General features: G+C 55.7%; 24 protein-coding genes and 1 pseudogene. 19 read left to right on the top strand and 6 right to left on the bottom strand.

Translation table 11 applies throughout. The features are described from left to right. Window positions 1-310 precede the first annotated feature (310 nt). From ACOZ4N_RS01425 to ACOZ4N_RS01405, 5 genes are all read left to right on the top strand, one after another. Window positions 311-1,261: a MarR family transcriptional regulator gene (locus ACOZ4N_RS01425; protein WP_424016314.1), complete on the top strand. Its 951-nt coding sequence runs from the start codon at window positions 311-313 to the stop codon at window positions 1,259-1,261. Beyond that, on the top strand, window positions 1,258-2,127 hold the full coding sequence (locus tag ACOZ4N_RS01420; RefSeq protein WP_424016313.1) for a hypothetical protein: 870 nt from the start codon (window positions 1,258-1,260) through the stop codon (window positions 2,125-2,127). The genes ACOZ4N_RS01425 and ACOZ4N_RS01420 overlap by 4 nt, the downstream gene beginning before the upstream one ends. Before the next feature lie 52 nt (window positions 2,128-2,179). Beyond that, window positions 2,180-2,713, top strand: coding sequence for a hypothetical protein (locus tag ACOZ4N_RS01415; protein WP_424016312.1), 534 nt, complete (start codon window positions 2,180-2,182; stop codon window positions 2,711-2,713). A 145-nt stretch (window positions 2,714-2,858) separates the two neighbouring features. Continuing rightward, window positions 2,859-3,530 carry a hypothetical protein gene (locus ACOZ4N_RS01410; RefSeq protein WP_424016311.1) on the top strand — a complete coding sequence of 224 codons (672 nt, stop codon included), beginning with the start codon at window positions 2,859-2,861 and terminating at the stop codon, window positions 3,528-3,530. A 379-nt stretch (window positions 3,531-3,909) separates the two neighbouring features. Next, window positions 3,910-4,056 carry a zinc-ribbon domain-containing protein gene (locus ACOZ4N_RS01405; RefSeq protein WP_424016310.1) on the top strand — a complete coding sequence of 49 codons (147 nt, stop codon included), beginning with the start codon at window positions 3,910-3,912 and terminating at the stop codon, window positions 4,054-4,056. A 158-nt stretch (window positions 4,057-4,214) separates the two neighbouring features. On the opposite strand, the gene ACOZ4N_RS01400 is transcribed toward ACOZ4N_RS01405, so the two are convergent. After that, window positions 4,215-4,958, bottom strand: coding sequence for a winged helix-turn-helix transcriptional regulator (locus tag ACOZ4N_RS01400; RefSeq protein ID WP_424016309.1), 744 nt, complete (start codon window positions 4,956-4,958; stop codon window positions 4,215-4,217). Between the two features lie 416 nt (window positions 4,959-5,374). On the opposite strand from ACOZ4N_RS01400, the gene ACOZ4N_RS01395 reads away from it, so the two are divergent. Genes ACOZ4N_RS01395 through ACOZ4N_RS01375 form a run of 5 tightly spaced genes read left to right on the top strand, consistent with a single transcriptional unit; the run spans window position 5,375 to window position 10,953 of the window. Continuing rightward, window positions 5,375-5,827, top strand: a complete 453-nt coding sequence (locus ACOZ4N_RS01395; protein WP_424016308.1) for a zinc ribbon domain-containing protein — start codon at window positions 5,375-5,377, stop codon at window positions 5,825-5,827. 3 nt (window positions 5,828-5,830) lie between these two features. After that, the gene (locus tag ACOZ4N_RS01390; RefSeq protein ID WP_424016307.1) at window positions 5,831-6,259 is read left to right on the top strand and encodes a universal stress protein; all 429 of its coding nucleotides are present in this window, start codon (window positions 5,831-5,833) and stop codon (window positions 6,257-6,259) included. A gap of 48 nt (window positions 6,260-6,307) precedes the next feature. After that, entirely contained in the window at window positions 6,308-8,650 is a 2,343-nt protein-coding gene (locus tag ACOZ4N_RS01385; RefSeq protein WP_424016306.1) for an amino acid permease, read from the top strand. A gap of 5 nt (window positions 8,651-8,655) precedes the next feature. Continuing rightward, window positions 8,656-9,342 carry a potassium channel family protein gene (locus tag ACOZ4N_RS01380; RefSeq protein WP_424016305.1) on the top strand — a complete coding sequence of 229 codons (687 nt, stop codon included), beginning with the start codon at window positions 8,656-8,658 and terminating at the stop codon, window positions 9,340-9,342. A 60-nt stretch (window positions 9,343-9,402) separates the two neighbouring features. After that, a complete protein-coding gene (locus tag ACOZ4N_RS01375) occupies window positions 9,403-10,953 on the top strand; it encodes a TrkH family potassium uptake protein (RefSeq protein ID WP_424016383.1) in 1,551 nt (516 codons plus the stop codon). A gap of 1,277 nt (window positions 10,954-12,230) precedes the next feature. On the opposite strand, the gene ACOZ4N_RS01370 is transcribed toward ACOZ4N_RS01375, so the two are convergent. Both ACOZ4N_RS01370 and ACOZ4N_RS01365 read right to left on the bottom strand, forming a co-directional pair. Beyond that, window positions 12,231-12,500 carry a PadR family transcriptional regulator gene (locus tag ACOZ4N_RS01370; protein WP_424016304.1) on the bottom strand — a complete coding sequence of 90 codons (270 nt, stop codon included), beginning with the start codon at window positions 12,498-12,500 and terminating at the stop codon, window positions 12,231-12,233. A 251-nt stretch (window positions 12,501-12,751) separates the two neighbouring features. Beyond that, the gene (locus ACOZ4N_RS01365; RefSeq protein ID WP_424016303.1) at window positions 12,752-14,347 is read right to left on the bottom strand and encodes a hypothetical protein; all 1,596 of its coding nucleotides are present in this window, start codon (window positions 14,345-14,347) and stop codon (window positions 12,752-12,754) included. Window positions 14,348-14,527: 180 nt separating this feature from the next. Between ACOZ4N_RS01365 and ACOZ4N_RS01360 the strand changes: the two genes are divergently transcribed. Together ACOZ4N_RS01360 and ACOZ4N_RS01355 are read left to right on the top strand one after the other, a co-directional pair. After that, window positions 14,528-14,827 carry a hypothetical protein gene (locus tag ACOZ4N_RS01360; protein ID WP_424016302.1) on the top strand — a complete coding sequence of 100 codons (300 nt, stop codon included), beginning with the start codon at window positions 14,528-14,530 and terminating at the stop codon, window positions 14,825-14,827. Window positions 14,828-14,928: 101 nt separating this feature from the next. Continuing rightward, a complete protein-coding gene (locus tag ACOZ4N_RS01355) occupies window positions 14,929-15,480 on the top strand; it encodes a DUF7342 family protein (RefSeq protein ID WP_424016301.1) in 552 nt (183 codons plus the stop codon). 123 nt (window positions 15,481-15,603) lie between these two features. Here ACOZ4N_RS01355 and ACOZ4N_RS01350 read toward each other — a convergent pair whose 3' ends face one another. Next, a complete protein-coding gene (locus ACOZ4N_RS01350; protein ID WP_424016300.1) occupies window positions 15,604-15,834 on the bottom strand; it encodes a hypothetical protein in 231 nt (76 codons plus the stop codon). A gap of 286 nt (window positions 15,835-16,120) precedes the next feature. Between ACOZ4N_RS01350 and ACOZ4N_RS01345 the strand changes: the two are divergent. Beyond that, a pseudogene (locus tag ACOZ4N_RS01345) lies at window positions 16,121-16,531 on the top strand (RNA polymerase subunit sigma-70); the annotation flags it as partial. Window positions 16,532-16,876: 345 nt separating this feature from the next. Here the strand turns inward: ACOZ4N_RS01345 and ACOZ4N_RS01340 are convergent. Both ACOZ4N_RS01340 and ACOZ4N_RS01335 read right to left on the bottom strand, forming a co-directional pair. Next, on the bottom strand, window positions 16,877-17,302 hold the full coding sequence (locus ACOZ4N_RS01340) for a hypothetical protein (protein ID WP_424016299.1): 426 nt from the start codon (window positions 17,300-17,302) through the stop codon (window positions 16,877-16,879). Further along, entirely contained in the window at window positions 17,295-17,864 is a 570-nt protein-coding gene (locus tag ACOZ4N_RS01335) for a DUF7342 family protein (protein WP_424016298.1), read from the bottom strand. Before ACOZ4N_RS01335 ends, ACOZ4N_RS01340 begins: the two co-directional genes overlap by 8 nt. A gap of 240 nt (window positions 17,865-18,104) precedes the next feature. Here ACOZ4N_RS01335 and ACOZ4N_RS01330 point away from each other — a divergent pair, with 240 nt between their 5' ends. The 6 genes from ACOZ4N_RS01330 to ACOZ4N_RS01305 all read left to right on the top strand — a co-directional run bounded on the left by ACOZ4N_RS01330 (window position 18,105) and on the right by ACOZ4N_RS01305 (window position 24,004). Continuing rightward, window positions 18,105-19,820 carry a hypothetical protein gene (locus ACOZ4N_RS01330; RefSeq protein WP_424016297.1) on the top strand — a complete coding sequence of 572 codons (1,716 nt, stop codon included), beginning with the start codon at window positions 18,105-18,107 and terminating at the stop codon, window positions 19,818-19,820. Between the two features lie 30 nt (window positions 19,821-19,850). Continuing rightward, window positions 19,851-20,372, top strand: a complete 522-nt coding sequence (locus ACOZ4N_RS01325; RefSeq protein WP_424016296.1) for a hypothetical protein — start codon at window positions 19,851-19,853, stop codon at window positions 20,370-20,372. An 89-nt stretch (window positions 20,373-20,461) separates the two neighbouring features. Beyond that, a complete protein-coding gene (locus tag ACOZ4N_RS01320) occupies window positions 20,462-21,421 on the top strand; it encodes a transcription initiation factor IIB (protein WP_424016295.1) in 960 nt (319 codons plus the stop codon). Between the two features lie 58 nt (window positions 21,422-21,479). Next, window positions 21,480-22,034, top strand: a complete 555-nt coding sequence (locus tag ACOZ4N_RS01315; RefSeq protein ID WP_424016294.1) for a DUF192 domain-containing protein — start codon at window positions 21,480-21,482, stop codon at window positions 22,032-22,034. 71 nt (window positions 22,035-22,105) lie between these two features. Next, entirely contained in the window at window positions 22,106-23,113 is a 1,008-nt protein-coding gene (locus tag ACOZ4N_RS01310) for a DNA polymerase sliding clamp (protein WP_424016293.1), read from the top strand. A gap of 33 nt (window positions 23,114-23,146) precedes the next feature. Next, window positions 23,147-24,004: a DUF6166 domain-containing protein gene (locus tag ACOZ4N_RS01305; protein ID WP_424016292.1), complete on the top strand. Its 858-nt coding sequence runs from the start codon at window positions 23,147-23,149 to the stop codon at window positions 24,002-24,004. Window positions 24,005-24,215: the final 211 nt, after the last annotated feature.

Genomic DNA, 24,215 nt, shown 5'->3' with positions numbered 1-24,215 from the left:
GCCGCGGACCTACGAATCAGGTGACTACGTGAACGTCTCCATCCGACCGGAAGCTCTCGCGATCGTCGACCAGGAGACGCGAGATGCGTGGCACAACCGGGCTGTCTCGGCAACGCAGGAACGTCTGACTGCGTTCACCGCTGGGGAGGCCCCGTACACCGATCTAGCTCGTGAAGTCTACGACGGTGAGGAAATCTCGGCCATCGAAGAAACGCACGAGGAACTCGAAAGAGTGGGCGAATCCTCGATGGCTGCCGTAAACTAAATTCCAGAAACGTACTTATATCATGCGACTCTAAAGTTTACACAGATGCTCTCGAAGGCTGGGCTCGCCGTCCTCGACACACTCAGTACCGGCCGGGAAACGACGCCGGCCGAACTGGCGACAGAAACTGCGTATTCGCAGGACCACATCTACGACGTCCTCGACGAATTGCTCGCAGCAGGGCTGCTTACTGAAGCTCGTGGTCCCAACAACCTCCGTCGAGTTCGGGTGAGTGACCACCCAGTCGTCGAAGCGTATCGGGATCTGCGTTCGAAGCTCGGCCACGTCGAATGGGCTGACCTCCTTTCGCCAGCCACACTCCGAGTCTGCTGGTATCTCGACGAACCACGCCGTGTGACCGAAATCGCTGACCGACTCGACATCACCCGGCAGGGCGTTCACAAAGCACTGTCGCCGCTCAAACATCGTGCAATGCTCTCGCCGTCCGGGCCCGAATATGCGCTCCGTGAGGAGTTCTCTCCGCTGCTAGCCTTTGCTCGCGCCGTCGTGCGCCACGTCCACCGAACTCGGGTTCGGGAGTCTGCGCCGAGTGCGACTGTCGAGTGGTGCGATCCAAAGCGGGCACTCGTCCGCGTGCAGACGTCTGACGATACAGCATCGCTGCAATCGACTGCCGACTGGCAGGTGACCGGCCTCGCAAAATTCCAGGACTACGGGTTGCAGTTCTTCCTCGCTGGTGAACCCGCATTCTGGTATGCGCCCGATGAAGCGTTGACGCCCGCCGACGTTGTCTGTCACACACTCTATCTCGATAGTGGCTCTCGTCGCGTGAGTTATGCCATGCTCCTGATCGAGAAGCTAGACATCGCTCAGGAAACGCTGATAGATACGGCGACGTGGTACGATCTGGAACCCGCAGTCGCAGCTATGTATCGGCCACTTCGGGGCGAGTTCGACGTCTCGGAGGACACTCCTATCATCTTACCAAGCGAATCCGAATATCTGGCGCTCAAAGAGCAGTATGGATTATCATGACTGTGTTCAAGGGCGGAGAGGCGATCGAAGCGTTCCTCGAAGAGCTCGACAGTTGGCTTTCGGAATCCGTTGCGGTGTATCTCCTCGGCGGCTCTGCGATGACGGTCCAGGGGCTTAAAGACCAGACCGAAGATATCGATCTGGCACTGGGTGTTGTCTCCGAGTTCAAGCACGTCTATCAGGCATTGCAGTCACAGGGGTTTACGGTGGTTGACGAACCGACCCAATCGTTCGAGGGTGTCGGGAAAACTGTTGAACTCCATCACGAAGACCTCGGATTTCAGATCGACCTCTTCGAACGGCAAGTCGTGGGGAAGGTATGGATCACCCATCGAATGCATGACCGGGCTGCGGAATTCTGGTCCGGCGATCACGTGACGGCGTTCGTCCTTTCGGACGAGGATATGTTTTTGCTAAAGGCAGTCTCTGGCGGTGATCTTGCTAGCGGCCGCCGCCGAGACATTGAGGATATGCGCATCTATGCACAGCGTGGACTTGACTACGAGTCGATTCTAACCGAAATCGACGAACAGCGACCATTCAATACTGGGTCGACTGAGGCCCGACAAATCCGCGACCGCTCACATCCGCTGTTCGCAATCGAGATGGCGGTAAACTCACTTTCTGGGCTTCCAACTGCATTTACATCTCGAATTGCAGACTTCGCGACAGAGTTCGAGGTCGAATATACTGTACTAGGGGCGGTTGACGATGGACTCGTTGATACCGAGGAAATCCGGGAACGAGTCCGCTCGAACGTCCGTTCACTTTCGGATGAGCAGGAGGACGCCGTAGAGGACGCAATCGATCGACTGGTGGAAAAGCGAATACTAGTGCGTGATGGCGACACCGTCTCCTCTCGATAAACATACATTACCGAAAGTATCAAGCTGAATATCGAGTGTACTGATTAGGTAGATGCCGACTTTGTCGTGTCCGGAATGTACGGCGACCCAGGACGTCAGTGTCACACCCGATACGTACGTCGTTGTCTGTATTCACTGTGGACACGAGTTCAAAATCCCCCGCGAACACCGGGTCGAAAAACGCGACCTCAAAGAGTACACGTCGAGCGTTAACATCCGAATCGGGTACAGAGAATCTGACGGGATGATGAATGTGGGATGGACGGTCCAGTCCGCGGAGAAAGGCAATCAGTACCTGGAGCGGGACGCTGTAACCGTCGACACGGCAGAACATCCACAGAAGGTCTACTGGTATGTTGCGATCTTCAAAGCCCTTCAGCACGTCAACGAGTACAAGTCGGCGCGCATCTGGGTGAAGCACGAACAGGTCATTGACCACTTAGCTGGCGAGATACGAATCGCGGATGATGACCTGCGATCTCGGCTCGCGGCGTCAATCATTGAGCTGTGCGACGAGAAGTTCTTCGGCTACGAGTTCGGGGTAACCGACCATATCGGCCGGGACATTACGCGATTGCTTTCGTGACTTTCTAGCTAGAGTCATCCAGTATCGATTGAGGCTCTACCCAGCCTGATTTGTCGTCCCCTGACAGGTGAGGGGCTCATGTCCTCGCAGATACAGCTATGTCTCACAACACTCGCAGCAATCAGCCAGCGCAAGGTGAGTCGCCATGACCGATCCGGCGTTTCCAGACGGCTACTACACCACTGCCGAGCAATTCGAGCATCGATACGACGGCGAACCCTTCACTGCCGCCCATCCAGAGAAAAACCACTTCGAGTGTGACTTCTGCTCAAAAGGCGTTCCATACGCAAAAGAGCCTCGAGTCGGGCAGTACTTCGCAGATCGGCTTCCCTATGCTATTTCAGCTGATGCTCGAGAAGTGAACCAGCGGCGTATCCTGACGCCCCTCGCAACCTACTGTGAAGAGCACTCATATCGCCGGCTCCTCTTCCCCTGTAAGGGGTACACCGAGGTTCGGGTATTCATCAACCTTGATGAAAATCAGATGGTTCACGATCCAGAAATCACCGACATTTCGCCCGTCGACGACGGCATTCCCTGGAAGCCAGGCGAGTTGGCTGAACAGATCACGGAGGTCCCTCCGCAGGAGATAGCGATTTTCGCGGGTGACGCCGTCGCGATGGGGCCTGAGAATATCGTGACCTTCTTTCTCTCCCTCGACTCTGGGATCGATATCCGCCAGTTGGTCAAGTGGGATGGCTCCATAAATACCCAGCTTCTAGGTCAGGCACGGAGGAAATACCGAACGTTCGCAGCGGAGATGCGCCGGTCTGGTTGGGACAAACAGCATTTCCGCAATCGCGTTCGAGACAGGTAGAGTACTCTGGCAATTTGTAGTCCCCATGTAGGTGAGGGGACGAGGAGGCAGCACGCAGTGCGTCCCCCACACTGGGTGCTGTTCTTTCCTTTTCATCCTCTCACAACCCAGATCACCGGCCACACCGAGGGTCGCTCAAAGCCGTGTGACCTTCCCTGGAACGTGGCCGTGTATCGCCCTCTGTGGTTGCAGTTACCTCACCAATGGCGGTCATTCGGGGATCCCGTAATCTCTCTCATCTCTCTTTGAGGTTTGGTTGGAGAACGCGCCAGCAGGCACGTTTAGCGATATTCGCCGCTATAACTCTCTCTGTTTCTCAAGCCATTTTTGTACATAAGGGGTGGTCTTATCAACAGGGCGAACCACGTCTACGATATCTATGGGTCTATTGAGAATCCTCTACAGGACTGTCGGGCGAAATACATCCACTCTCTGGGAGTGCCGAAACTGCGGCCAGTCTCTTTCAGAGGAGGCCAAAGAGTGTCCGAACTGCGGTGCTGAAGATATTGCCTGCTACAAATTTTGACCTGCGGTGTGCTACCACTCTTTTGGTCACCTCTTCCTCAGGGAATCCATACCAATACTGACATACTGTGCTTGTTCTAGCTATCAAGCACAAAGTGAAAAGCAGAAATTGGTAGTTATACTCGGGACTGTCCCATGCGGTATTCATCGTTCTGGAAACTAATCCCCAGTGAATGCTTCGAGTGTCTCTTCATTCACACCTGATCTAGAATGAATTGTGACGAAATCATTCTCCTTTATTACAGTTTCCCCAGTCGGCGTTATTGTTCCCTCATCACGGTTGATTCGGACGACCAACACATCGGAAGGGATGAGTCCATCTTCATTCGCTTCTTCTAGTGTTTGGCCAGCGATTGGTGCCTGTTCTCGGACAATTACCTCAACAACATCTGCGTCGCCAGCTAACCCTGCAACACCAGTAACCGGTGAGGCTAGCTCTTCGTCGCGGGGACCGAACGGGGCGTAGGGACGGAAATATTCTCGGTGGATCAGATCCTCGTCGTCTATTTCGATACCAAGGGAAATGATCCCCTGGGCAATCCTCGTGAGATCCTCAGTGTCCGTCCCGATAACGGTAACCCGTAGATCGCCCTTTCCGGACATGATTTCTCGGACATTAATTACGCCCGGAACATCGAGGACGCGTTGGGCCATCTCCTCCCGGTCACGGTTTCCCGTACTGCAGACATAATGATTGGTTAGCCGTCCGTCGACCTTCTGATAGTCAACATCGGCATGGTATCCCCGAATCACTCCTTCTTCTTCGAGCCGTCGGATCCGGTTCCGTACTGTCGGTGCTGAGACATCGACTTTCTCCGCAATGTCTGGTGCAGACGTGTGTCGGGCTTCCTCGGTTAGATAATACAGGATCTGCTCATCAACCGTATCGATCTGAAGGGCCATATTTATAGGTTAGAAATGGCTCCGTAGGGACTTTTATATTGTCGTTCGGTATCTGTTTGACTCTCGGGCTAGTTTTCTCAAACAGACGAAAGTCGCTCTACTGAAACGCCAATTAACCCGATGTACACACTCCTACACGAGCATCAAACGATACAGTAGTTTTTCGGATTTATCTTACTGGTTCGTTTGCTGAGGCGGTGGATATTTATCGCTCCAAAGTATGCATCCGCATATGATGTTCACTTCCGTTTCACCAACCACCTACACGGCTTCCCTGAACAGTCCAAGGAATCCGATAGCCACTAGGCTTGTTCCCCTCAGATTAGCTCTTCTTGACCGATCTGCGTTATACTCCTCGAATGGATCGCCCCGGGAACTGGATGGCTCCAATGTTTCCCTGAGACGGTGATGAAACCATGAGTGACGCAAATGACGATCTAACGCCTCCGGACGACCTCTCCGAGACGCTCATCCAACGGATCGATGCGTTGGAACTCCCGGAATTGAAATCGCTCCTTTCGTACATCGAACAACGGATCGAATCGCTTCGAACTCCAATCGAAGCGGAAATCGAAGCGAATGCTGCCGGTGAAGTCCTCGAGATTGAGAACCACGGGGCGTACGCACTCGTGCGAAAGCATCCGCCGGATCCGGATGGCCCCGGTGTGAACGCAGATATTACTTCACTTTATCACGTTCGACGTGAATCCCATCTCGACGGGACAGAATCACTCCACTGGGCGTATCTAGGGGATGTACACGACACTTCGGAAAACCGGTGCGAAACCTGCGGACGAACGTTCGACCATGAGATAGATGTCTGTCCAAACTGCGGTAGTGGCGATGTCGATAGTGGGACGGAGGATTGAATCATGTCTAAATCGCTAACTGGCCATCTCGTCGTCCCGGTTGCGAATGAAGAGGATGCACGGGAGACAGCGCGTATTCTTGACGCGTACGAATACGACCAAATTACCGTTGTACACGTCATCGAGAAGGGAGAGGGGGTTCCTGACAAGCTCCCAGTTGAGCAAGCAGAACAACGCGCTACGGATGCGTTTGCTGCATTTCGAGACTATATCTCGGAGATAGATGAGGAGGTTGCCTATCAAAGAGATGTAGTTGAGGCCATTATAGATGTCGCGGCTGATGTAGGTGCTACCGCTATCGCGTTTCGTCCACGGGGTGGGAACCGGATCGTCCAGTTCCTCTCAGGTGACACTGCTCTCAAATTGGTCACGCAGTCAGATCGGCCGGTAATCGCGTTACCAGAAACCAAGAACGAGCGACAACAGGAATGATCCGATCAGATACGCCCCTTGTGACGCTCACGACGACAGAGGTGGAATATGAGTGAAGCTGACCAGGAACTTGCCCGCGATCTAGGCTTCCTGGAGGCCTACACGATCGGTCTCGGCACAATGATTGGGGCGGGGATATTCGTTCTTCCGAGTATCGCTGCCCAGCAGGCCGGTCCTGCCAGCATGATCTCGTTTTTCGCTGGCGGTATCGTGTCATTATTGGCCGCGCTTTCCCTGTCGGAACTGGCGACTGGAATGCCGAAGGCTGGTGGGAGCTACTACTACGTCAATCGTGCACTCGGGCCGTTTTTCGGGAGTATTGTCGGCTGGGGGATGTGGGCCGGGCTGACGTTCGCCTCGGCTTTCTACATGATTGGGTTCGGTCAGTATCTACTCCCTGGGCTCGGACAGTACATTGGCTTCCTTGCTGGATGGGGCCAGATCGGGATTACCGCCGCTGCACTGGTAATGGCGGCACTCTTGACCGCTGTCAATTACTATGGTGTCAAAGAGACCGGCTCATTGCAGAACGTAATTGTCCTGACACTCGTCGGCCTCATCGTTGCATTCCTCGCGCTCGGCATCATCAGCGGTCCGACTATCGGCGAGTTCAATCCGAACGGCTGGCCCGCCGTTGCAGCGACAATTGGGACAGTTTACGTTACGTTCATCGGGTTTGAGGTGATCGCTACCAGCGCTGAGGAGATCAAGAACCCGAGTCGGAACCTCCCGCTCGCGATGATCGCATCGGTGGTGACACCGACGCTAATGTATGTCGGTGTCATGTTTGTCTCGACAGGTACGCTGTCGATCGATGCGCTGGCGACCTCGCAGATACCGGTGGCCGACGTTGCGACCGAGTTCATGGGCTCGATTGGCGCGCTGGCGATGATCGTCGGTGCCGTCTTAGCAACGGTTTCGAGTGCGAACGCGAGCATCCTGTCAGCCGCCCGCGTCAATTTCGCGATGGGACGAGACCGCATTCTCGTCAACTGGCTCAACGAGGTTCACAAACGGTTCCGTACGCCCTACCGGGCGATCACGGCGACTGGTATCATCACCCTCGTTCTGATCGCCATCGGCGTTGGGATCGGCACGCTCGCTGAGGTGGCGAGCTTCATGTATCTCGTAACCTACGCTCTCGTTCACGTTACCGTCGTTGTTCTGCGCAGAGCGAATCCAGAGGCGTACGATCCAGCCTTCGAGATCCCTTCGATCCTATATCCGGTGGTCCCAATCGTCGGGATGTTTGCTTGTCTGGCTGTTCTCGTGCAGATGTCGGTCGAATTGGTTCCGGCCGTCCTCTCGCTCGGTCCGGTGGAACTCGTTCTCCCGGTCACGCCGACACCAGTCGGCGCAATCGGGACTGTTCTCATCGCCTTCGGAATCGGGTGGTACTACTTATACGCGCAAGATCGCGCCTTGAGTGAAAGCTTGGTCGGCGAGGCGATCGCGCCCGAACCGACAGCAATTGCGAACGGAGAAGGCCGCTATCGTGTGGTGGTCCCCGTCGCGAATCCGGAGACGGAACAAGATCTCCTTCGAATGGCTGCAGCCAGCGCACATGCCCACGAAGACGAACAGGCTGAAGTCATCGCAGTGAACGTCATTGAGGTTCCACGCCAGACCTCACTCTCGCAGGACCTCACGTTCGAGGAGGAGCGAGTCGAACGGCAGCAGCAGCTGTTAGACTCTGCTCGTGACATCGCCGCCGATCTCGACATCGGTCTCCAAACACGGGCAATCGTTGGCCGCGATGCCGGCTCCATCATTCTGGACGTCATCGAAGAGGAGAATGCGGATCACGTCCTCCTCGGCTGGCAAGGAACTCGTAGCCGTCGCGAACACGTCCTCGGATCGACCATCGATCCTGTCATCGGACGGGCCCCGTGTGACGCAACGCTAGTGAAACTCGGTCCTGAGGGTGGTCGTGGTGAGGGAGATATTATGGTCCTTGCTGGAAAGGGGCCACATGCGCCGGTTGCCGCACGAAGGGCAGCCGAATTTGTATCTGCAGCCGCCGAGGATGCGTCGCTGACGCTTCTCAACGTCCAGCCTCCGGAAACGGATAGTGACGAGGATAGTTCTCCCACCGAACGTGGTGAAGCAGTAATCAAGGAGTTAGCCGAACGCGCTGGAATCCAATACATGTCGTACGATACTGTGGTCAGAGTCGCTGAGGATACAGACCAGACGATTATAGACGCTGCTGAGGAATACGATACCATCTGTGTCGGAGCAACTCGGTCCGGGCCCATCTCTCAGGCGGTGTTCGGGTCGCTCCCGGAGACAATTGGTGCAGAAGTGGACCGGACTGTCGTCATGGCGCGTGGCCCGGAAGAATCTCCGATGTCAGTCCGTCAGGCCCTACTACGGAGACTGGAGGTATAATCAGTATGTATATCATCATCATTGGGGCTGGCGACATTGGAACACCACTCATCGATATCGCGACCAAGGCAGGTAACGAGGTCGTGGTCATAGAGCGCGATGAAACCAGAGCAAATCAAGCTGCCGACGAGTTCGACTGTCTGGTCCTGAATGCAGACGCGACGACAAAGGACACGCTGGACGACGCCGGTGCCGCCCATGCTGACGCACTCATCTCGACGACGGATCAGGATGCGACGAACGTGATGACCTGCCTCCTTGCGAAGGAATTCGAGGTGCCAGCGATCCTTTCTGTCGTCCACAACCCAGAGCATATGGGACTGTTCGAGCAGATCGGCGTGAATACGATGCAAAACCCTCAGCAACTCATCGCCGAGTATCTATATCGGGCGGTTGCACGGCCTGCGATTGTCGACTACATGCGCATCGGCGAGGATGCCGAGGTGTTTGAGATCACGGTCACTGAAGAAGCACCTATCGCCGGAAAGATGCTTCAGGAGGCTGCTCAGGAAGGCCTGCTCACCGAGGATATTCTGGTTGTCGCGATCGAACGCGATAGAAATTCGCAGCCGATCACGCCGCGGGGTAACACGATTATCAAGGAAGGCGACCTGCTAACGGTGTACTCCGGCATGGGTGCCGATCCGGAGATAACCGATATCTTCGGCCACTACGAGGACCGCGGGGAGTGAGCTGGCAATGTTAGCTGCTGGAATAACTGCAACGAACCTGATCACCACCACATGGAACGTATGAACGGCTCTGTCGCAACAGTCGGTCGGGATATCGGTCGCATCTTAGAGGCGCTTGGCGGACTGCTGCTCGTCTCTCTCGTGGTGCCGCTCATCTGGGGGGAGTATTTTGCGCTTCCGGCGCTGCTCGTCTCGGCTCTTATCCCGCTGGGACTAGGGTGGATGCTTTATCGGCGGTTCCAGGATGCGGAAGCTCCAGGCCGGTTCCACGGTATGATCGTCGCGGCGTCAGGCTGGTTTTCCGTAGGTATCTTTGGCTCGTTGCCGTTCCTCCTGATTGCCTGGAGTGTTCAACTTGGGGTCCCGGGCCTCTCAACTCCTGCCCAGACGGCGACGCTCGCAGCGTTCACTGAGCCACTTAACGCTATCTTCGAGAGTATGAGTGGCTTCACCGGCACGGGGCTCACGATGACTGACAATGAGGAGGTGCTCCCGCACACGCTACAGTGGTGGCGGACATTCAGCGAGTGGGTCGGCGGTGTCGGTGTAATCGTCTTGACGACGGCGATCCTCTCACGGCCCGGGAGTGGTTCGTTAACGCTCTACGAAAGTGAGGCACGCTCCAAGAAGATTCATCCGAGCATCGTCTCGACAGTACGGACGATATGGTGGATTTTCATCCTGTTTACGTTCCTATCGATCCTCGCGCTGTGGGTGGCAGGTATGCCCATCTGGGGCGCGATCAACCACGGTATGACCGGGCTGGCGACCGGCGGCTTCTCCATCACGGACAACTCAATCGCCACCTACGATAGCGTCGTAATCGACTTTGTGCTAATTCCGATTATGTTGTTGGGGAGTATTGCGTTCCCCGTTCACTATCTCATCCTACAGGGTGACCTGCGGAACTTCTATTCCGACCTCCAGACTCGGTGGGTCTTCACCTATATGGCGCTCGGGTCGGCGTTGCTGTGGAGTTTCCTGTACTACGCTGGGCCTTATGAGACGCCGTTTGCTGCCCTACGTTACGGCCTGTTTCAGTTCGTCTCGGCTGCAACCTGTACTGGGTTTCAGACGGCCGTCGACGCGACGAACGTTGCACTCGGCCGGTGGCCGTCGTATGCACAGCTCACTGTGACGTTCGGTATGTTCGTCGGTGGGGCAGCTGGATCGACGGCGGGTGGTATCAAGCTCATCCGCGGCCTGACGCTCGTGAAGGGAATTCGGCATCAAATCGCGGATGTCTTCTACCCAGAGACTGCTGTCCGGCGGCTGAAGATCAACGGCCGGCGACTGAATGAGGAAGAAGCGAGTCGCGAATTCATGGAGGCGGCGATAATCGTCATTCTATGGATAACGTTCCTAATTGTCGGTACCTTCGTATTGCTGCTCGCACTTCCGTCTGAGGAGTACTCACTTGCCAACGTCCTGTTCGAGGTCGCCAGCGCACAGGGGAACGTGGGGCTCTCCTCGGGAATCACGGGCCCTGAGTCATTGCCCACAGTCGGGAAGATAGCATTCCTCTTTCATATGTGGATCGGGCGTCTCGAAATCATCCCGGTACTCGTGATGCTCCGAACGATACTCAATCGTAGGGGGCTCTACCAATGAGACCGTTCGAATTTCCGGGCATTTCCCACGTATTGGAGGCCGGTGCGGATGACCGAGTCTTCGACTCACTTCTACTCGTTGGTCCACTTATCATCGGAGTAATCGTCCTACTTGGAAGGTCAGTATTCACTGAGGTACTTGCGGTCGCGTATATTGTAGTGTTCGTTACATATGTTCTGTATCGAGGAATTCAGGAATCCTCATCAACTACAAGGGATGGTCAGTGAGATTCCCCCACGTTCGAACCGAGCGCATCTAGCTGGACTCCTTGAACGGTGGTTGCGGTGGTCAGTAATCTGGGGAACCCGAGGGATGCTCATCAGTGCGATTTTCTTTGTGGGATACATCGTGATTGGTGGGATTTTTACCGTACTTGGAGGTCCGTGGGCACCATCAGACTACCTTTCGATGACTGGTGATCCCGGATTCGTAATTACTAGTTCTCTCGTCTCACTGTTCGTTGTGCAGGCGACATCGTCACTTATTCTGTATAATTTCCTCACTGGCTTTGAGAGCGAACAGTCACAGTTTGTTGTACTAATGAGCTACATAGGTCTCGGGTCTGCTGCGGCTGCATTACGATTCCTCCTGCCTCACACTATAGATATTCTAACACATATTCTAACGTGACTATGAACACTCCTATTATAATGGAAATAGCTTCAGGATCGATTAAAACAGTGGAGTAGTACAAACGAGGACTTGAGCATAATTCCGTTACAGTAGACGATGTAGACCCTCACCTCTCCTCGGAGCGTCGGTATGCATCATATAGCGCTGGAATTCCCAACGGGAGCGCTAGTACGCCGAATATAGCTTCTACGAGAACCGTGTGAGATGACCGCCGAGTAGCGAGAACAGTTGCCGTCACTCCTACGAAAGCGATACCGTACGCCAAGGTACTCCAGAGGGGATCGTACGTCGAACAGTATAACCAGCACACGAACGTATAGGCGGGTGCATTCCACGTCGCTGGCGATGGATTCGGCCAGAAAAACTGGCAATACGCGGTCAGATCGAACATCGCGAGGGCCGGGAGACCGACGAGCAAATAGCTGTAATTGATCATCATCTATTTCCTGTGCCCGTGTAGAAATTGCGACGTTTGGCAATATTGACACCACCTGGTAGGCTCCCTGTAGAGGGAAAGACGTGTACGTGCATACCGGGGGCATCAGAAAGAATCGGCATTCAATTCTGAAAGCCCTCTGCTTTCAAGTCCCACCGCTCCCCTCTTGCTTCGCTCTATACAGACACTGCTCAGATGTTCAGATCTCCTAGACGTACTGAGTCTCCCATTCCCTACGTGCCTGTAGTTCTCGTTCACCGCGCTTCGTTATCGAATAGACATTCGTTCGGCGATCCTTGGATCCCTTTTCAACAAGTCCCTTTTCAACTAAGTCATCGAGGTTTGGATACAGTCGACCGTGGTGGATCTCGGTCTCGTAATAGGCATCGAGATCTTCCTTTAATGCTAACCCATGGGGTTCGTCCAAACCAGCGATCACATACAGAAGGTCCCGCTGGAACCCAGTCAAGTCGTGCATGGCTCGATCGATGTAGTTAGTCTAACGTCTTGATTCTATCGTGATATGAATCGAGATCACACTCCCAGAACCATCGATCAGCGTCCAGAGTTACCGGGCTAATCACATCATATAGACCGCACCAGGTAGAGGTAATCTAATAGAGTCATTGAGGGAGACTACGACCGAAAGGAAGGTTGGGTTACTGAATCTGAGTCTTCTGTGAAGACTCGGCCGGTTACCAGTCTTGGTCTGGGACTATTCCTGGTCGTCTACGATACATCCTCCGTTAGACGAGAACGCTCTCTGTCGGCCGTTCGCACTGGATCAGAGTCGCGTGCAAGTGTCTTCACGTGGCTATCGCGGCGCGTTTCGAGCTTTGGCTCGCCATTCCACCAGCCTTTGAAGACGTTCTCGAAGCGCACAGTATCGCCCTCACGTAGCTGTGGGAATCGGCGCTCGCGAACCACTGTGACACCCGTAGCATCGTTGGGGTCGGCGGTCGGCATAACTTCCTCGACTTCACTGCCGTGGAAAATACCGAATCGAATCTCGCCGGTTTCATCCTGCAGTACGCCTGCCTGTTTCAGATTCGGGTGCTCGGTCTCGAACAGGCGTTTCACCGTGCCTTGGGTCGAGAGTCTACCCTGGGTCTGTTTCGTCGAGGCGTATCGGACGTTGCCGATCTGCAGGACGTTCCGCGGATCGGTTTTCTCTTCTTTAGCCTGGCTGAGCAGTGCCATCGTCGGGTCTGCCCCACGGGAAACACGCTCTGCCATCTCGATTGCGAGGGCCAGCGGTGTCTTTCGGAGTTCGTGAACGTCGTCGTACTCCTCGTGGAGGCGACGAGCAGCTGCACGAACTTCGGCATTCGTCTCGGAATCCAGCGCTTCGAGCGGCCGGATGTATTCGAGGTATGCCTCGCGGTGTTTTTGCTCACGAGCCTTAGCTACCTGAGGTACCTTAGGTCGGGCATCCGCGAGTTGTTCGAACTGTTCGTTCAGCTCCTTTGCATACCCGACGAGTTCGCCGCCCTCGCGAATGCCATCGCTGACTTTCGAGAGTTCGGCTTCGAGCGCGAGAGTCGCTTCGATCGTCTCGAGTGACGATCGCGAGAACCGCTCGGGGTCGTCGACTACTGCTCCCAGGGGTTGCAGCGTGCCATCGGGCAGCTGAACCTCCAGGTCAGCAGTCGCAACGCCGGCGTTCGTATCCGTGACCTCGGCCGATTGAGTATCGGCGGTGAACTGACTGGCGTGTTCGTCGAAGCCGCTCGCAATGCCCGCGATCCGATCACCCAGTGGGTCGATCAGTTCGTTCGGGCCAGCGTCCTCGACGGTCAGCATTTCCTCCGAAAGCGATTCGGTTGGCTCTAAGAGGGTGTCTGCTGGTCGGCCACTCGTGTTCGTTTTTGCGGTCATCTCCATCTGGCGTGAGGCGACCATCGGCTGTCCCTCGGTGGTGATTCCGTAGATCTCACCGTCGGAGACAGTCCGCACCCCGGTTTCGGACGTGGGCTTGCGCCAGGTCGAAACGTGGTGTGCATCGCGGGCAGCGTCGTCTGCAGCCTCCTTGACGACGAGGTCTGGGTAAGCATCGGGGGCAACCTGCTCGCGATCGAGCGCGCTGCCTGATACCCGCTCAGACGTCTCTGTCTCTTCGAGGGACTGGACGAGCGCGTAGAGCAGCCCAGCCAGTCGCGTGACCAGCGTGAGGGGTGCAGTAGCGTCGTCTCCGGGGGTCGTGTCCCGGTGGAAGTCCCAATCGAGGGAAGACGGCTGCCGCGTGTGATCGTGTGCATCTGCGTTCTCGCTCTGAGTACCTACGTTAGCCGATAGGTTTTTCTCGTTGTGGTTGGTACTGTTCATTGGAATCCCTTACAATTCCAGGTGAGGCTTCTGGCCTCACACTCTATCACTCGTGAGCGGAGCATAACTATATCGCCACGAGAGGACCTAATTCGACTATTCTCCACAGACACTGCCCACAGTTAACCCCACATCTCTCGAGCGACCGATTGTTTCTCACTCTCCAAGAGGAGTGAGAGAATGGACTCAGAGACAATCCAATCTGATAGTAAGGATACTGATATAATACTGCCAGCAGAGGCAGTACCAGCCACGTATGCTGACGTTCATGCAGCAGTCACCCAGGCAGTTGGCTCGAATCCATCTGAGCGAGCCCTCCGTGGGAGTGTACTGCGGGTGCTGGCCGAACAGACTGCACTTTCGGTACCGGATGTGCTGGAACTCCAGGTGACGATGGACTTGGATGATCACAAAGGGAGCGTCGACGAGCGGATCGACCGGGCCATTTCAACGGCCCTGGAAACAGTCAAAGAGTGGTGACGATCCCCTTCATTCATGCAGATTCCACACTCTCGAATAATCAAGAACATACAAAGATATATTAGAATCAATGGCCAATAGAGAGAGTAGAGGCGATTCGTATGTCTGACCCGTCGAAAGAGAGCGTTCCATCCTGGACTGAAACGATGAGCGCCCGCGAGCGTGTTCGCTCGGTTGCAGAGTCACTCCGTGATCCCCGCTCGACCAACTGGATCAGCGAACAAGCCGACACCTCCTGGAGTACCACTAACGAAGAGCTTCAGGAACTAGTCGAACAGGGTCGGCTCCAGCGTATCGAAACCGGCGATGCAACGCTTTACCAGCCGGACTACACCCAGTTGCTCTTCGACGAAGTCCGCACGCTCATCGAAGAGAACTCCCGTGAGGAGTTGCGCGATGAACTGGCCGCGATCGCTGAGGAGATAGAAGACTGGCAGGAGGAATATGACGTCGAGTCGTGGGAAGACCTTGAGCAGACACTCGCGGATGACGAACTGATGAGTGACGAGATCAGTGATCGGCGTGATGTCATTGCGTTCTGGCGTGAGAACGAGGAAGACCGTAGACTGATCAAACACGCACTGGAGTTATACTCAGATGTGGAGACTGCGCGTGAACAGATGCAGGACGCGGCTGACCACGCGACGAGCTAATCACTATCTTGACTGATGTTTTTTCTCGCTGGGCGTGACCGCTACACGCAACGAACGCTACTTCGAGCGATACACGATCGGCTCTCGAAACAGCCAGGGTGTGACACTGTCCGGTATCGACCATCACGGCGACGCCTTCGCCAGGTAGTCGCAGACATCGAGACAACAGCATTTCTGCAGGAAGACTACGAGGTTGAGCAAGCACGCCTCGAAGTCCGATTCTGGTACCCGCCGGGAGTTGGATATGAGTACTACCGGATCAATTGGGTCGAACCCGAACGAGATCTCATGCTTGGATTTCACCAAGACGGTGACCATGCCGATCTTGGCCAATGTCACATCCAACTTGATCACGAAGATTCGACCGTTGATCGACACGGTGCTACGTTCTACGACATCCACCCGATGGCTGTTCTTGAAAACCGACTACACCAGCTACCGAATGCGCTGACTGCAATCCAGTGGCAGGGTGGGGAGCCGACTCTTCCGAAATGGCCGTAGCAATCACGAACGTCCCGAAGAGATGACTGCCGTCCACCAGCAGCGCAAAGCGGCGCCCGAACTCGCCTGGGAAGCGGGGATGCTTTCACTCTTTGATTCAGTCAGTTAGAATATACCTTGCATGGCTTCTTCACTCCCGATCGAGAAGGCGTACGCTCTTCCACAGTATGCAAACCTGGACTTTGCCTACACCGCGATCGACGCTGTCTACATCTGGACTCGAGGCGGCTATCAGGTCGCCCGGAATCCCGATGACTATCCGCTGTTCATTGCGATTGAGGAGACGGATCTCGATGAGTGGATGCAGTTTTTCGACCGCGTTGAGGTACCGGTTGCACAGGAACGCCAGCCCCCTGCGGACATCGAGGGAGCGATCCAATTTGTCCTCGAGCCACGTCCAGCGGTCACTGCAGACGTCGTCGACGGCCGCCCAGTAATCCCTCTCGAGGAAACGATCGACTTTGCGTACGAAAACTATGCTCACTTCCAGTCAGCTCTGGCAATGCTCGACGAGATGTACGAGGACATCGATCTCGACGCAGAATACTGACTCGGAGAAACCGCCAGTCTGTAAACCAAAATCCCCAAACGTTCATATTGGAGCTGATATGAGAGTTTACAGGCCCCAAGTCGGGGTGGCTGGTCCGGTGACCTTTACATATTTGGGAGCTGACAGTCGAAATTCGATGATTTCGCACCCCTGAATGGGGTGCGGGGAGCAGGAAGATGAACTAGAGGTCGTTGTCAGCAGGGAGGCTGAGCGTGGAGGCTTGTTCTCCTGCTCCCGGGAGATTACATACCACAAACGATGGCTAGGTGTCACCGTATGATATATTCACTTTACCTAATTGGGCAGATTCGGTGGCTCACAACGGTCATCCCTGGTCCGAAGCCTTCACTCCCAGAACGACTGGATTCGTTCATCGAGTTCCGTCAGCACCAGAGAGAGTACATTGCGCCAATCGTTTGGATGCGTAGCATCATTTCCTGGCGTTTCGGCATCCGGTGGCGGGTGGAAGTGCTCTCGCGTGTTGTGGTCGTTCGGATGTCTGTCCCACCGACACTCCCACAACTCCCCGCTTTCGTATTGCTCCGAGTAGTGGACGTTGAAGTCGTCCGTGTCGAACCAGCTGATGCGTAGGTACGCGCGGTCGACGGCCGCTGGAAAATAGCCAAGATCGTAGTCCGCCACGACAGAGTTCGGTGCATACTCTGGTCGGGAGACGACCTTCTCGAACCGCTGACTGCCTGAGAGCTGTGTACCGATTCGTTCGAGGACGTCAGAATCTATTTTTCCGACAGCTTGGTCTTCATCAGGCATTGATCGAGTCGACACTACCTCTGGATGCGTCCTCGCCCTGCCGTGCGTGATCAAGCATCTCGGCGCGTCGTTCGAGCGTCTTCCACGTAGACAGTGCTTCCCATGCGTCTTCGATCGTGCCGTCGCGACTCACCTCGACGAGCGAGACTTCACCGGGGGTCTCGGCATCGAACTGCTCCCGGTACTCCGCAATCGCCTCGACTGTATCGGTGAGTTCGCTGACGATCTCTTCTTCAGAATACGCCTCGCGAATCTGCTCGACGCGCCGCCAGAAGAGGTACGATTCGTTTCGCTCGTACCTGACGGGCCGACCAGGGTGTTCCCTGACGATGCCCATCGTCGTGAACCATTCCAGATACTCCCTCGCTGTCTCCGTGTCACAGTCCGCCTGTTCGGCAATCACGGCGACCTTCGTGGGCTCACGCGTTTGCATAATCACATCTAGCAGTCGCTCTCTGATTGGCCGGTCTTTTAACAGCGTCTCGGGGTCCTCCCAGTCCCCAAAGTCGGGGGGTTCCTCATCGGGGCCCGGAATGTCGTCAGGTGTTTCAGTGATGTCCATCTGTGCTCGCCTCAGTAGGGATACCTACGCACTTCTCTGTAATATACCTTTGTCTCTCTGAATTATTTCTGCTACAATCGTGTCAGAATATGCATGCCCAGCTCTTGCTGCCAATTGCCGGCGGAGCGAGCACGCTACCGATGATTTCACACCCCACAAGGGGGTGCGGGAGATCGGAGGAGACGGTTCCGATTAGGTTCGGTTGCGTGTACCGTCGCCCCGCTTCCGTGGAGAATTCCGATGGGATACAACTACTACCAGCGACAGCGCCGAACAACAAACACCGACGTCGGGCAGGACGCCCGATTCGATGAACTCGGGATGTACGGACTCTACCAAAGTCCCCACCACGAGAGCTCCTTTCTCGCGAACCAGCTCGACAACGCCGGTCAAGTGATGCTCGCTGCTCGACGGGAACCCGAGTTCGACGAGAACGGGCTCGAGATATCCGGTACCGGGGACACGGAACTCGATGCGTACTGGATCAATGCCAGCCTTCGGACTACCCAGGCCAGAGACATCGACCCGATTGACCTCGCCAAGGAAGATCTCAGTGGTCTCTCCCTCGAAGCGCAAGAAGAAATCAAAGGATTACAGACCGAGCGCCGACGTCACCGAGAAAAAGCGCTCGCTGCCGATTTGGTCGGGACCGAGCGTGCTTCCCGGCGACGTGACGAGCTGGAGGCGGAATACGCGCAGCGACGAGTCACTCACGAAAACAACTGGGTGATTGACCACGAACCTGGACGGACGCAATTCGATGCGGTAGGCGAATTAGATGATGACACTGTAGGGGTGATTGAAGACGCTGTCGAGCGGCTTTGCGAGCAGTTTGTGACGCCCCTTCAGACGGCGGCGGTCAAACATCGTCTCGCTCTCAAGACACTCGCCGGTCAGGATATTATCACTGCCACCAGCAACCTCCAGGAGGAACTGCACCAGGAGGCCGGTGTTGTCCAGCCCATTGCGACGGTTCCGGCAGTCCCCTCGAAGTACGACGTCGAGGCGGACATCCAGGGCGAGGTCGTCACGCTCTGGGAACCAAAAGCCACGAATCAACAGCAGGTCGGGCTGATCGAGGATGAGACAGGAACGATCAAGTTCACCATCTGGCGGCGGAGTAACCAGAACGTCATCCTCCACGAGGGCGACCATGTGCGGATACTCGCCGGCAAAGCCGGAAAATACCAGGGCGATGCAACGCTGGCGGCTGACTCCGAGACGATTATCACTGTCCTCAAGAGGGGTGATGGGCCGGCACCTCGGCAACCGGCTTTCGAGATATCACAGGGGACGAGCGGACAGAACCCGCGGCCCTGTACGATTCCGTCTCTCACCGATCCCGGTGTGACCCAGGTATCGATGCCAACCCACCGACCGCCCGACCGTCGCGACGCTGATGACGGTCGCTACGCTGGGACCCACTGGCTGCAGTCAGCCGAGATCTACGAGGATGAGGGTGATATCCCCATTCCGGAATGGTGGGCCAACCAGCCAAACGTTCTGGAGGTCGAAGTGCCGGCAGACGCGAATTCGCAAGTACGGAATCAGTATATCGAAGCAGCAATCGCCAAATCGGAGGGTGATGCTGAAAGCGAGTCAGATGACGGCTCTGGTAATTCGGATGACGACGATGATCTTCGACCGAGTTCCCAAAGCATCGCGACCGACGCCCACGTGCGATCTGCGCTAACGGCAGACGGTGGTGAGACGCGGACCCTGTGGGTTTCGTTGCCCGAACTCCCGAAGAGTCCGTCAGTGACGGACGAAGTGATCACCGAGGCTGAATCGGTCGACACAATCGAGATGCCGTCGACGATTGCACAGTGCCCCGCGCCAGCCTGTGACTCTGAACGTGCGTACTACCGGCTTCAGCAACTGCGAGCGGCTGACGAAGCCCCAACCCGACTGTATACCTGTACCTGCTGCGGGAAGACGTGGCGCGAAAACGACTAGCGGAGCCCCATCTCCGCCAGAGTATTGACTATGACATTCTACGCAACTCTCGTTGGCTACCTTGAGTATCGAACTTCAGACCACCTCGACGCTATCCGACAACTCCTTCGGGCAGGCGACTGGCTCGATTCCGAGAATCGCTGGCAGACAGATCGTATTCGTTTGACTGAGAGTCTCGGCCCCGAGCCGACTATCGACGACACAGAAAATCTTCTCGTGCTTCCACCTGGTCTGTATGCAGACCTTGCTCGAATCTCGACCGATCTCTTTCCCGGTGCGGTCGATGGGACAGTCGTGATGTCATCGACGGACTGCTGTTTCGACGGCTGGATCGAGCGGCCGCTTCGCCATGCAGCACATCTTTCGCCGGGGGAATCGGGTACAGCCTCCGACATTACTTGCTATCCTTTGGAGGTGTATGCCCGCTCCCGTGGGCTCGGTATGTATCCCCTCGATGCGGGTGGCTACACTGCTTGGCAGAGCCGTGTGGTCCGCACCTTCCACCGTGAATTCGACCTCAACGTGACTTCGCTTCTCGAACACACTGCCTGAGTACGAAGTCCGGGTTCTTCGATCGGCTTCTCGATTCGTTTGTGACTCTCTGAGCAGCGAGGAGCCAAACGACCGCTTCCTCACTCTCCATGTCCTCAAATCAATCACACAGTCCGATAGACGCAGTACAACTTACCAACCGACGCTGTCCCGAGTGTGATGCCTCGGATGCCGTCGTCAGCAGTGACGATACGAACAAGATCTATTGTCAAGAGTGTGGCCTCATCCTCGCTGAATCACCAATCGATCACGGTCCAGAGTGGGTCGAACGTACTGGAGACGAGAAACGGGTCGGCGGTCCACTCACGACACTCAGACACGATCGGGGTATCTCGGCCTCGATCGGATACAAAACCGACAGCCGGGGGAATTCACTCCCGCCGAAAACGAAGCACAAATTCGGACGGCTTCGTCGCTGGAATAGCCGGGCGAAATTCCAAACGAAAAAGCAGACGAACCTCGCACAGGGTTTGAGCGAAGTTCGACGCGTCGCAGGGGCGTTGGAACTCTCTCGTTCTCTCCAGGAGCAGGCTGGCCAGTTGTTTCGGGAAGCCTCTACTGCCGATCTTCTTCCAGGCCTCTCGATCGAAGCTGTTGCGGCCGCTTGTGTATACGCGATTTGCCGGATAAATCGTCTGCCGCGGTATCTCTCGGAAGTGGGTTCTGTCGCTCGCGTCAGCGAACAGTCCGTCCGAACCGCCTACCACCGTCTCAACGTAGATCTCGAACTTCCAGTGCCGCCGTTGCGACCACAGGAGTTCATTCCACGAGTAGCAACGGCGCTCGACCTCTCCGAGGACGTCCAGCGGTATGCCCTCGACGTCGTCTCCCATGAAGCTGTCGAGGAATGGGGAATTGGCCGAAACCCACGCTGTGTCGCTGCTGGCTGTCTCTACTTCGCCGTCCGACACTCTGAAGACACTGTTGAGGTCACCCAACGCGATCTCGCCACTGCAGCGGACGTGAGTATTCCCAGTCTCAGGCACACCTGGCAAGCCGTCTCGAACATTGCCGAAGAGGAGCAATCCGACACGTTTCCTCCGTCCTAAAGGCGGTTGTCGATTGGTTCATCTCGTCTGCGGTCATCTGTGAACAAAGGATACCCAAATGCACTCCATTCTCTCCCTGAGGCGCCTGATCGTCCTCATACCAGTCGTATTCATTGGGCTGAGCGCAGTCGGTGCAATTCTTACTGGATCCCAGGGAACCGGCGTTGTCGATCCGTATCCTGAACAGCGCTCGATTATATTCGACAGTACGCCCACCCATAGCGTCGTCTTCACATCCGGAGATGGGAAGGTAATACAGACAATCGATGTCTGGACCGCTGAGACACCTGCCGAGCAGCACGAAGGGCTGAGTAACACGAGTCGCGATAATCTTCCCGAAAATACGGGACTCCTGTTCAGCTACGACAGTGAGTCTGAGCGGAGTATCGTCATGCGAGAGATGCAGTATCCCCTGGATGTGGTCTTCATTGGAGCTGATGGACAAGTAACGTCAGTTCAGCAGGCGATGGTTGAGCCAACAGGAACAGCCGAACGGGACCTGCAGTTGTATACCGCGGATGCGCAGTACATACTCGAAATTCCGGAGGGGACTGCTTCTGAGGCGATCAAGCCCGGCGTCTCCGTCGAGATTTTGTCTTCCCCGATTGAGTGAGGGACCCCGGGAACCTGTACACATCGGAGCAGTAGGCCCTCGAATGAGTCTCTCACTGACTACTGATCAGCATGAGCACGAACACGACAGAAGACAGTCCCACAAAGTCCGAACCCGAACCAAAGACCGACGACGACCCAGATTTCGACACTGACTCGGAGACAGATGAACTAGGGGACGAACAACCACGGGCCCAAAACAACGAAAACGAGCGGCCCGATGAACACGCGCCGGCGGATCCGGTGGCCGACTCCGACCAGGAATCTAGTCTAGAGAGGGCGGAACAGACAGCGGCACCGCCCAGCGCGGAAGCAGGACCATCTACCCCACCCACGGTTTTCCGTGCAGCAATTCAGGGCGGCGAGATCAAGTCGCTGGTCAAGACACTCCGGGCACTCGTCGACGAAGCTCGCTTTCACATCGACGAGGCGAAACTCACGATCCGAACGATCGATCCCGCGAACGTCGCGATGGACGATCTCGAACTGACGGCCGCCGCCTTCGAATCCTACGAAGCCACCGCTGGACTGCTAGGCGTCAACCTCGAACGCCTTGCTTCGATAGTGAAGCTGGCGAACAAGGGAGACCTCGTGCAGTTCGCCTTCGATGCTGAAAGCCGGAAACTTCAGATACACATCGATGGCGTCGAGTTCACGATGGCCTGTATCGATCCGGATTCAATCAGACGCGAACCAGAGATGCCCGAAATGGAACTCCCAGCCCAGGCCACCCTGGATCAGTCCGCTCTCATCCGGGGTATGAAGGCTGCCGATATGGTAAGCGACCACATCGCCTTCGAGATGGACGAAACTGAACAGTGCTTGCTAATCAGTGCGGAGGGAGACGTCGACGACATCCGACTCACACTCGACGATTCTGAGTTAGACTCGCCCGAGTTCGCCGATGCGATTACGTTGCTCAGCCTCGACTACGTGAAGGACATCATGAAAACGATTCCAAACGGGGCCGACGTCTCGATCCGGTTCGGTACGGACTTTCCCATGATGCTAGAGTACGAGTTCGCAGAAGGTGATGGCCACGCGCTTCGTATGGTCGCCCCTCGTATCCGGAACGAGTGATTGAATCTCACCGCAGCTCCGCAGTCCGCCTCAATGCCTGCAAAAACAGACTACAGCCGAAAATCGAAGTACAAAGCCACTGTGTATCGTGGAGAGCGCTCCCTCGGTGGGAATATCGTCTACGCCGGCGATCACCTTCTGGATAAACACCTATTCGTCCACGATGTCGCGACAGGGGGATTCGATTGGGGTCCAGACGCCGACGATGACCGTGCGTGTCAACTCGCGATTGCGCTGCTCGCCCCGATCAAGGGTGTCGATACTGCCGTCGAGGAGTATCACCTCTTCGCGACAAACGTCGTAAAACGGGAACTCACCGGCGACTCGTGGGAGATCAAACGTCAGGATCTCCGTTCCCAGTCCCATCTCGAAAAGCGATTGGACAGAGAGTATCCCCAGAACACGGCACCCAGTCCAGCGGACGTTCCCGATCTCGACGATTCGGACCTCGATCTCGAATCGATCACGTACGCCGAGGAGATTGCGCTAGCGGAGAAGTACGAGGACGTACTGTGGACACAGGGAAATCGGCGCGAGAATCTCCAGAGACTTCGTTCCATTTGGGCAGGTGAAGTTGATCCGAGTACGGATTCGCTGGGTGGGAGTAGTCTCTATCACTTGCTACCCGGTCTTTCATCTGCTGCTCGAAACGCCCTCTCCAAGAAGTTCGAGACGATGGGCGATCTCGCGGCTTGGGTGTTGTACGAACGGGACCATGCACGTCTGAAGGGAATCGGTCCCACTAGTGCAAAGACAATTCAGGAGAACCGAGACGTGTTCGTTCAGTACTTCGGCGGAGAGCAGTACATCCCAGACTACGAAGGTGATTGCTTGACGCTGGATAGAGCAACCGAGACTCCGGTATCTGAAGGCCAGCAAACCTTGCATTGATACACTTCACTCTGGCTCTTTTGCATCCCCAGGAGATCGAGAATCTTGGGAGCTCGTGCTGAATAGATCACGCATATCTTGTAGTGCCTCCTGTACTCATACTCCATCCAGTATGTGTACGGGCGATAATATCCCGCTGCTCAGTACTCGTGAACATCAACGTCTACTTCGGTGTGTAACTTCGGACAGCGAGTTGGCTAACACGTCGATA

The sequence above is a fragment of the Halorientalis pallida genome, assembly GCF_049605515.1.
GTDB classification, from domain to species: domain Archaea; phylum Halobacteriota; class Halobacteria; order Halobacteriales; family Haloarculaceae; genus Halorientalis; species Halorientalis pallida_A.
This window is presented reverse-complemented; position numbering and strand designations above follow the sequence as displayed.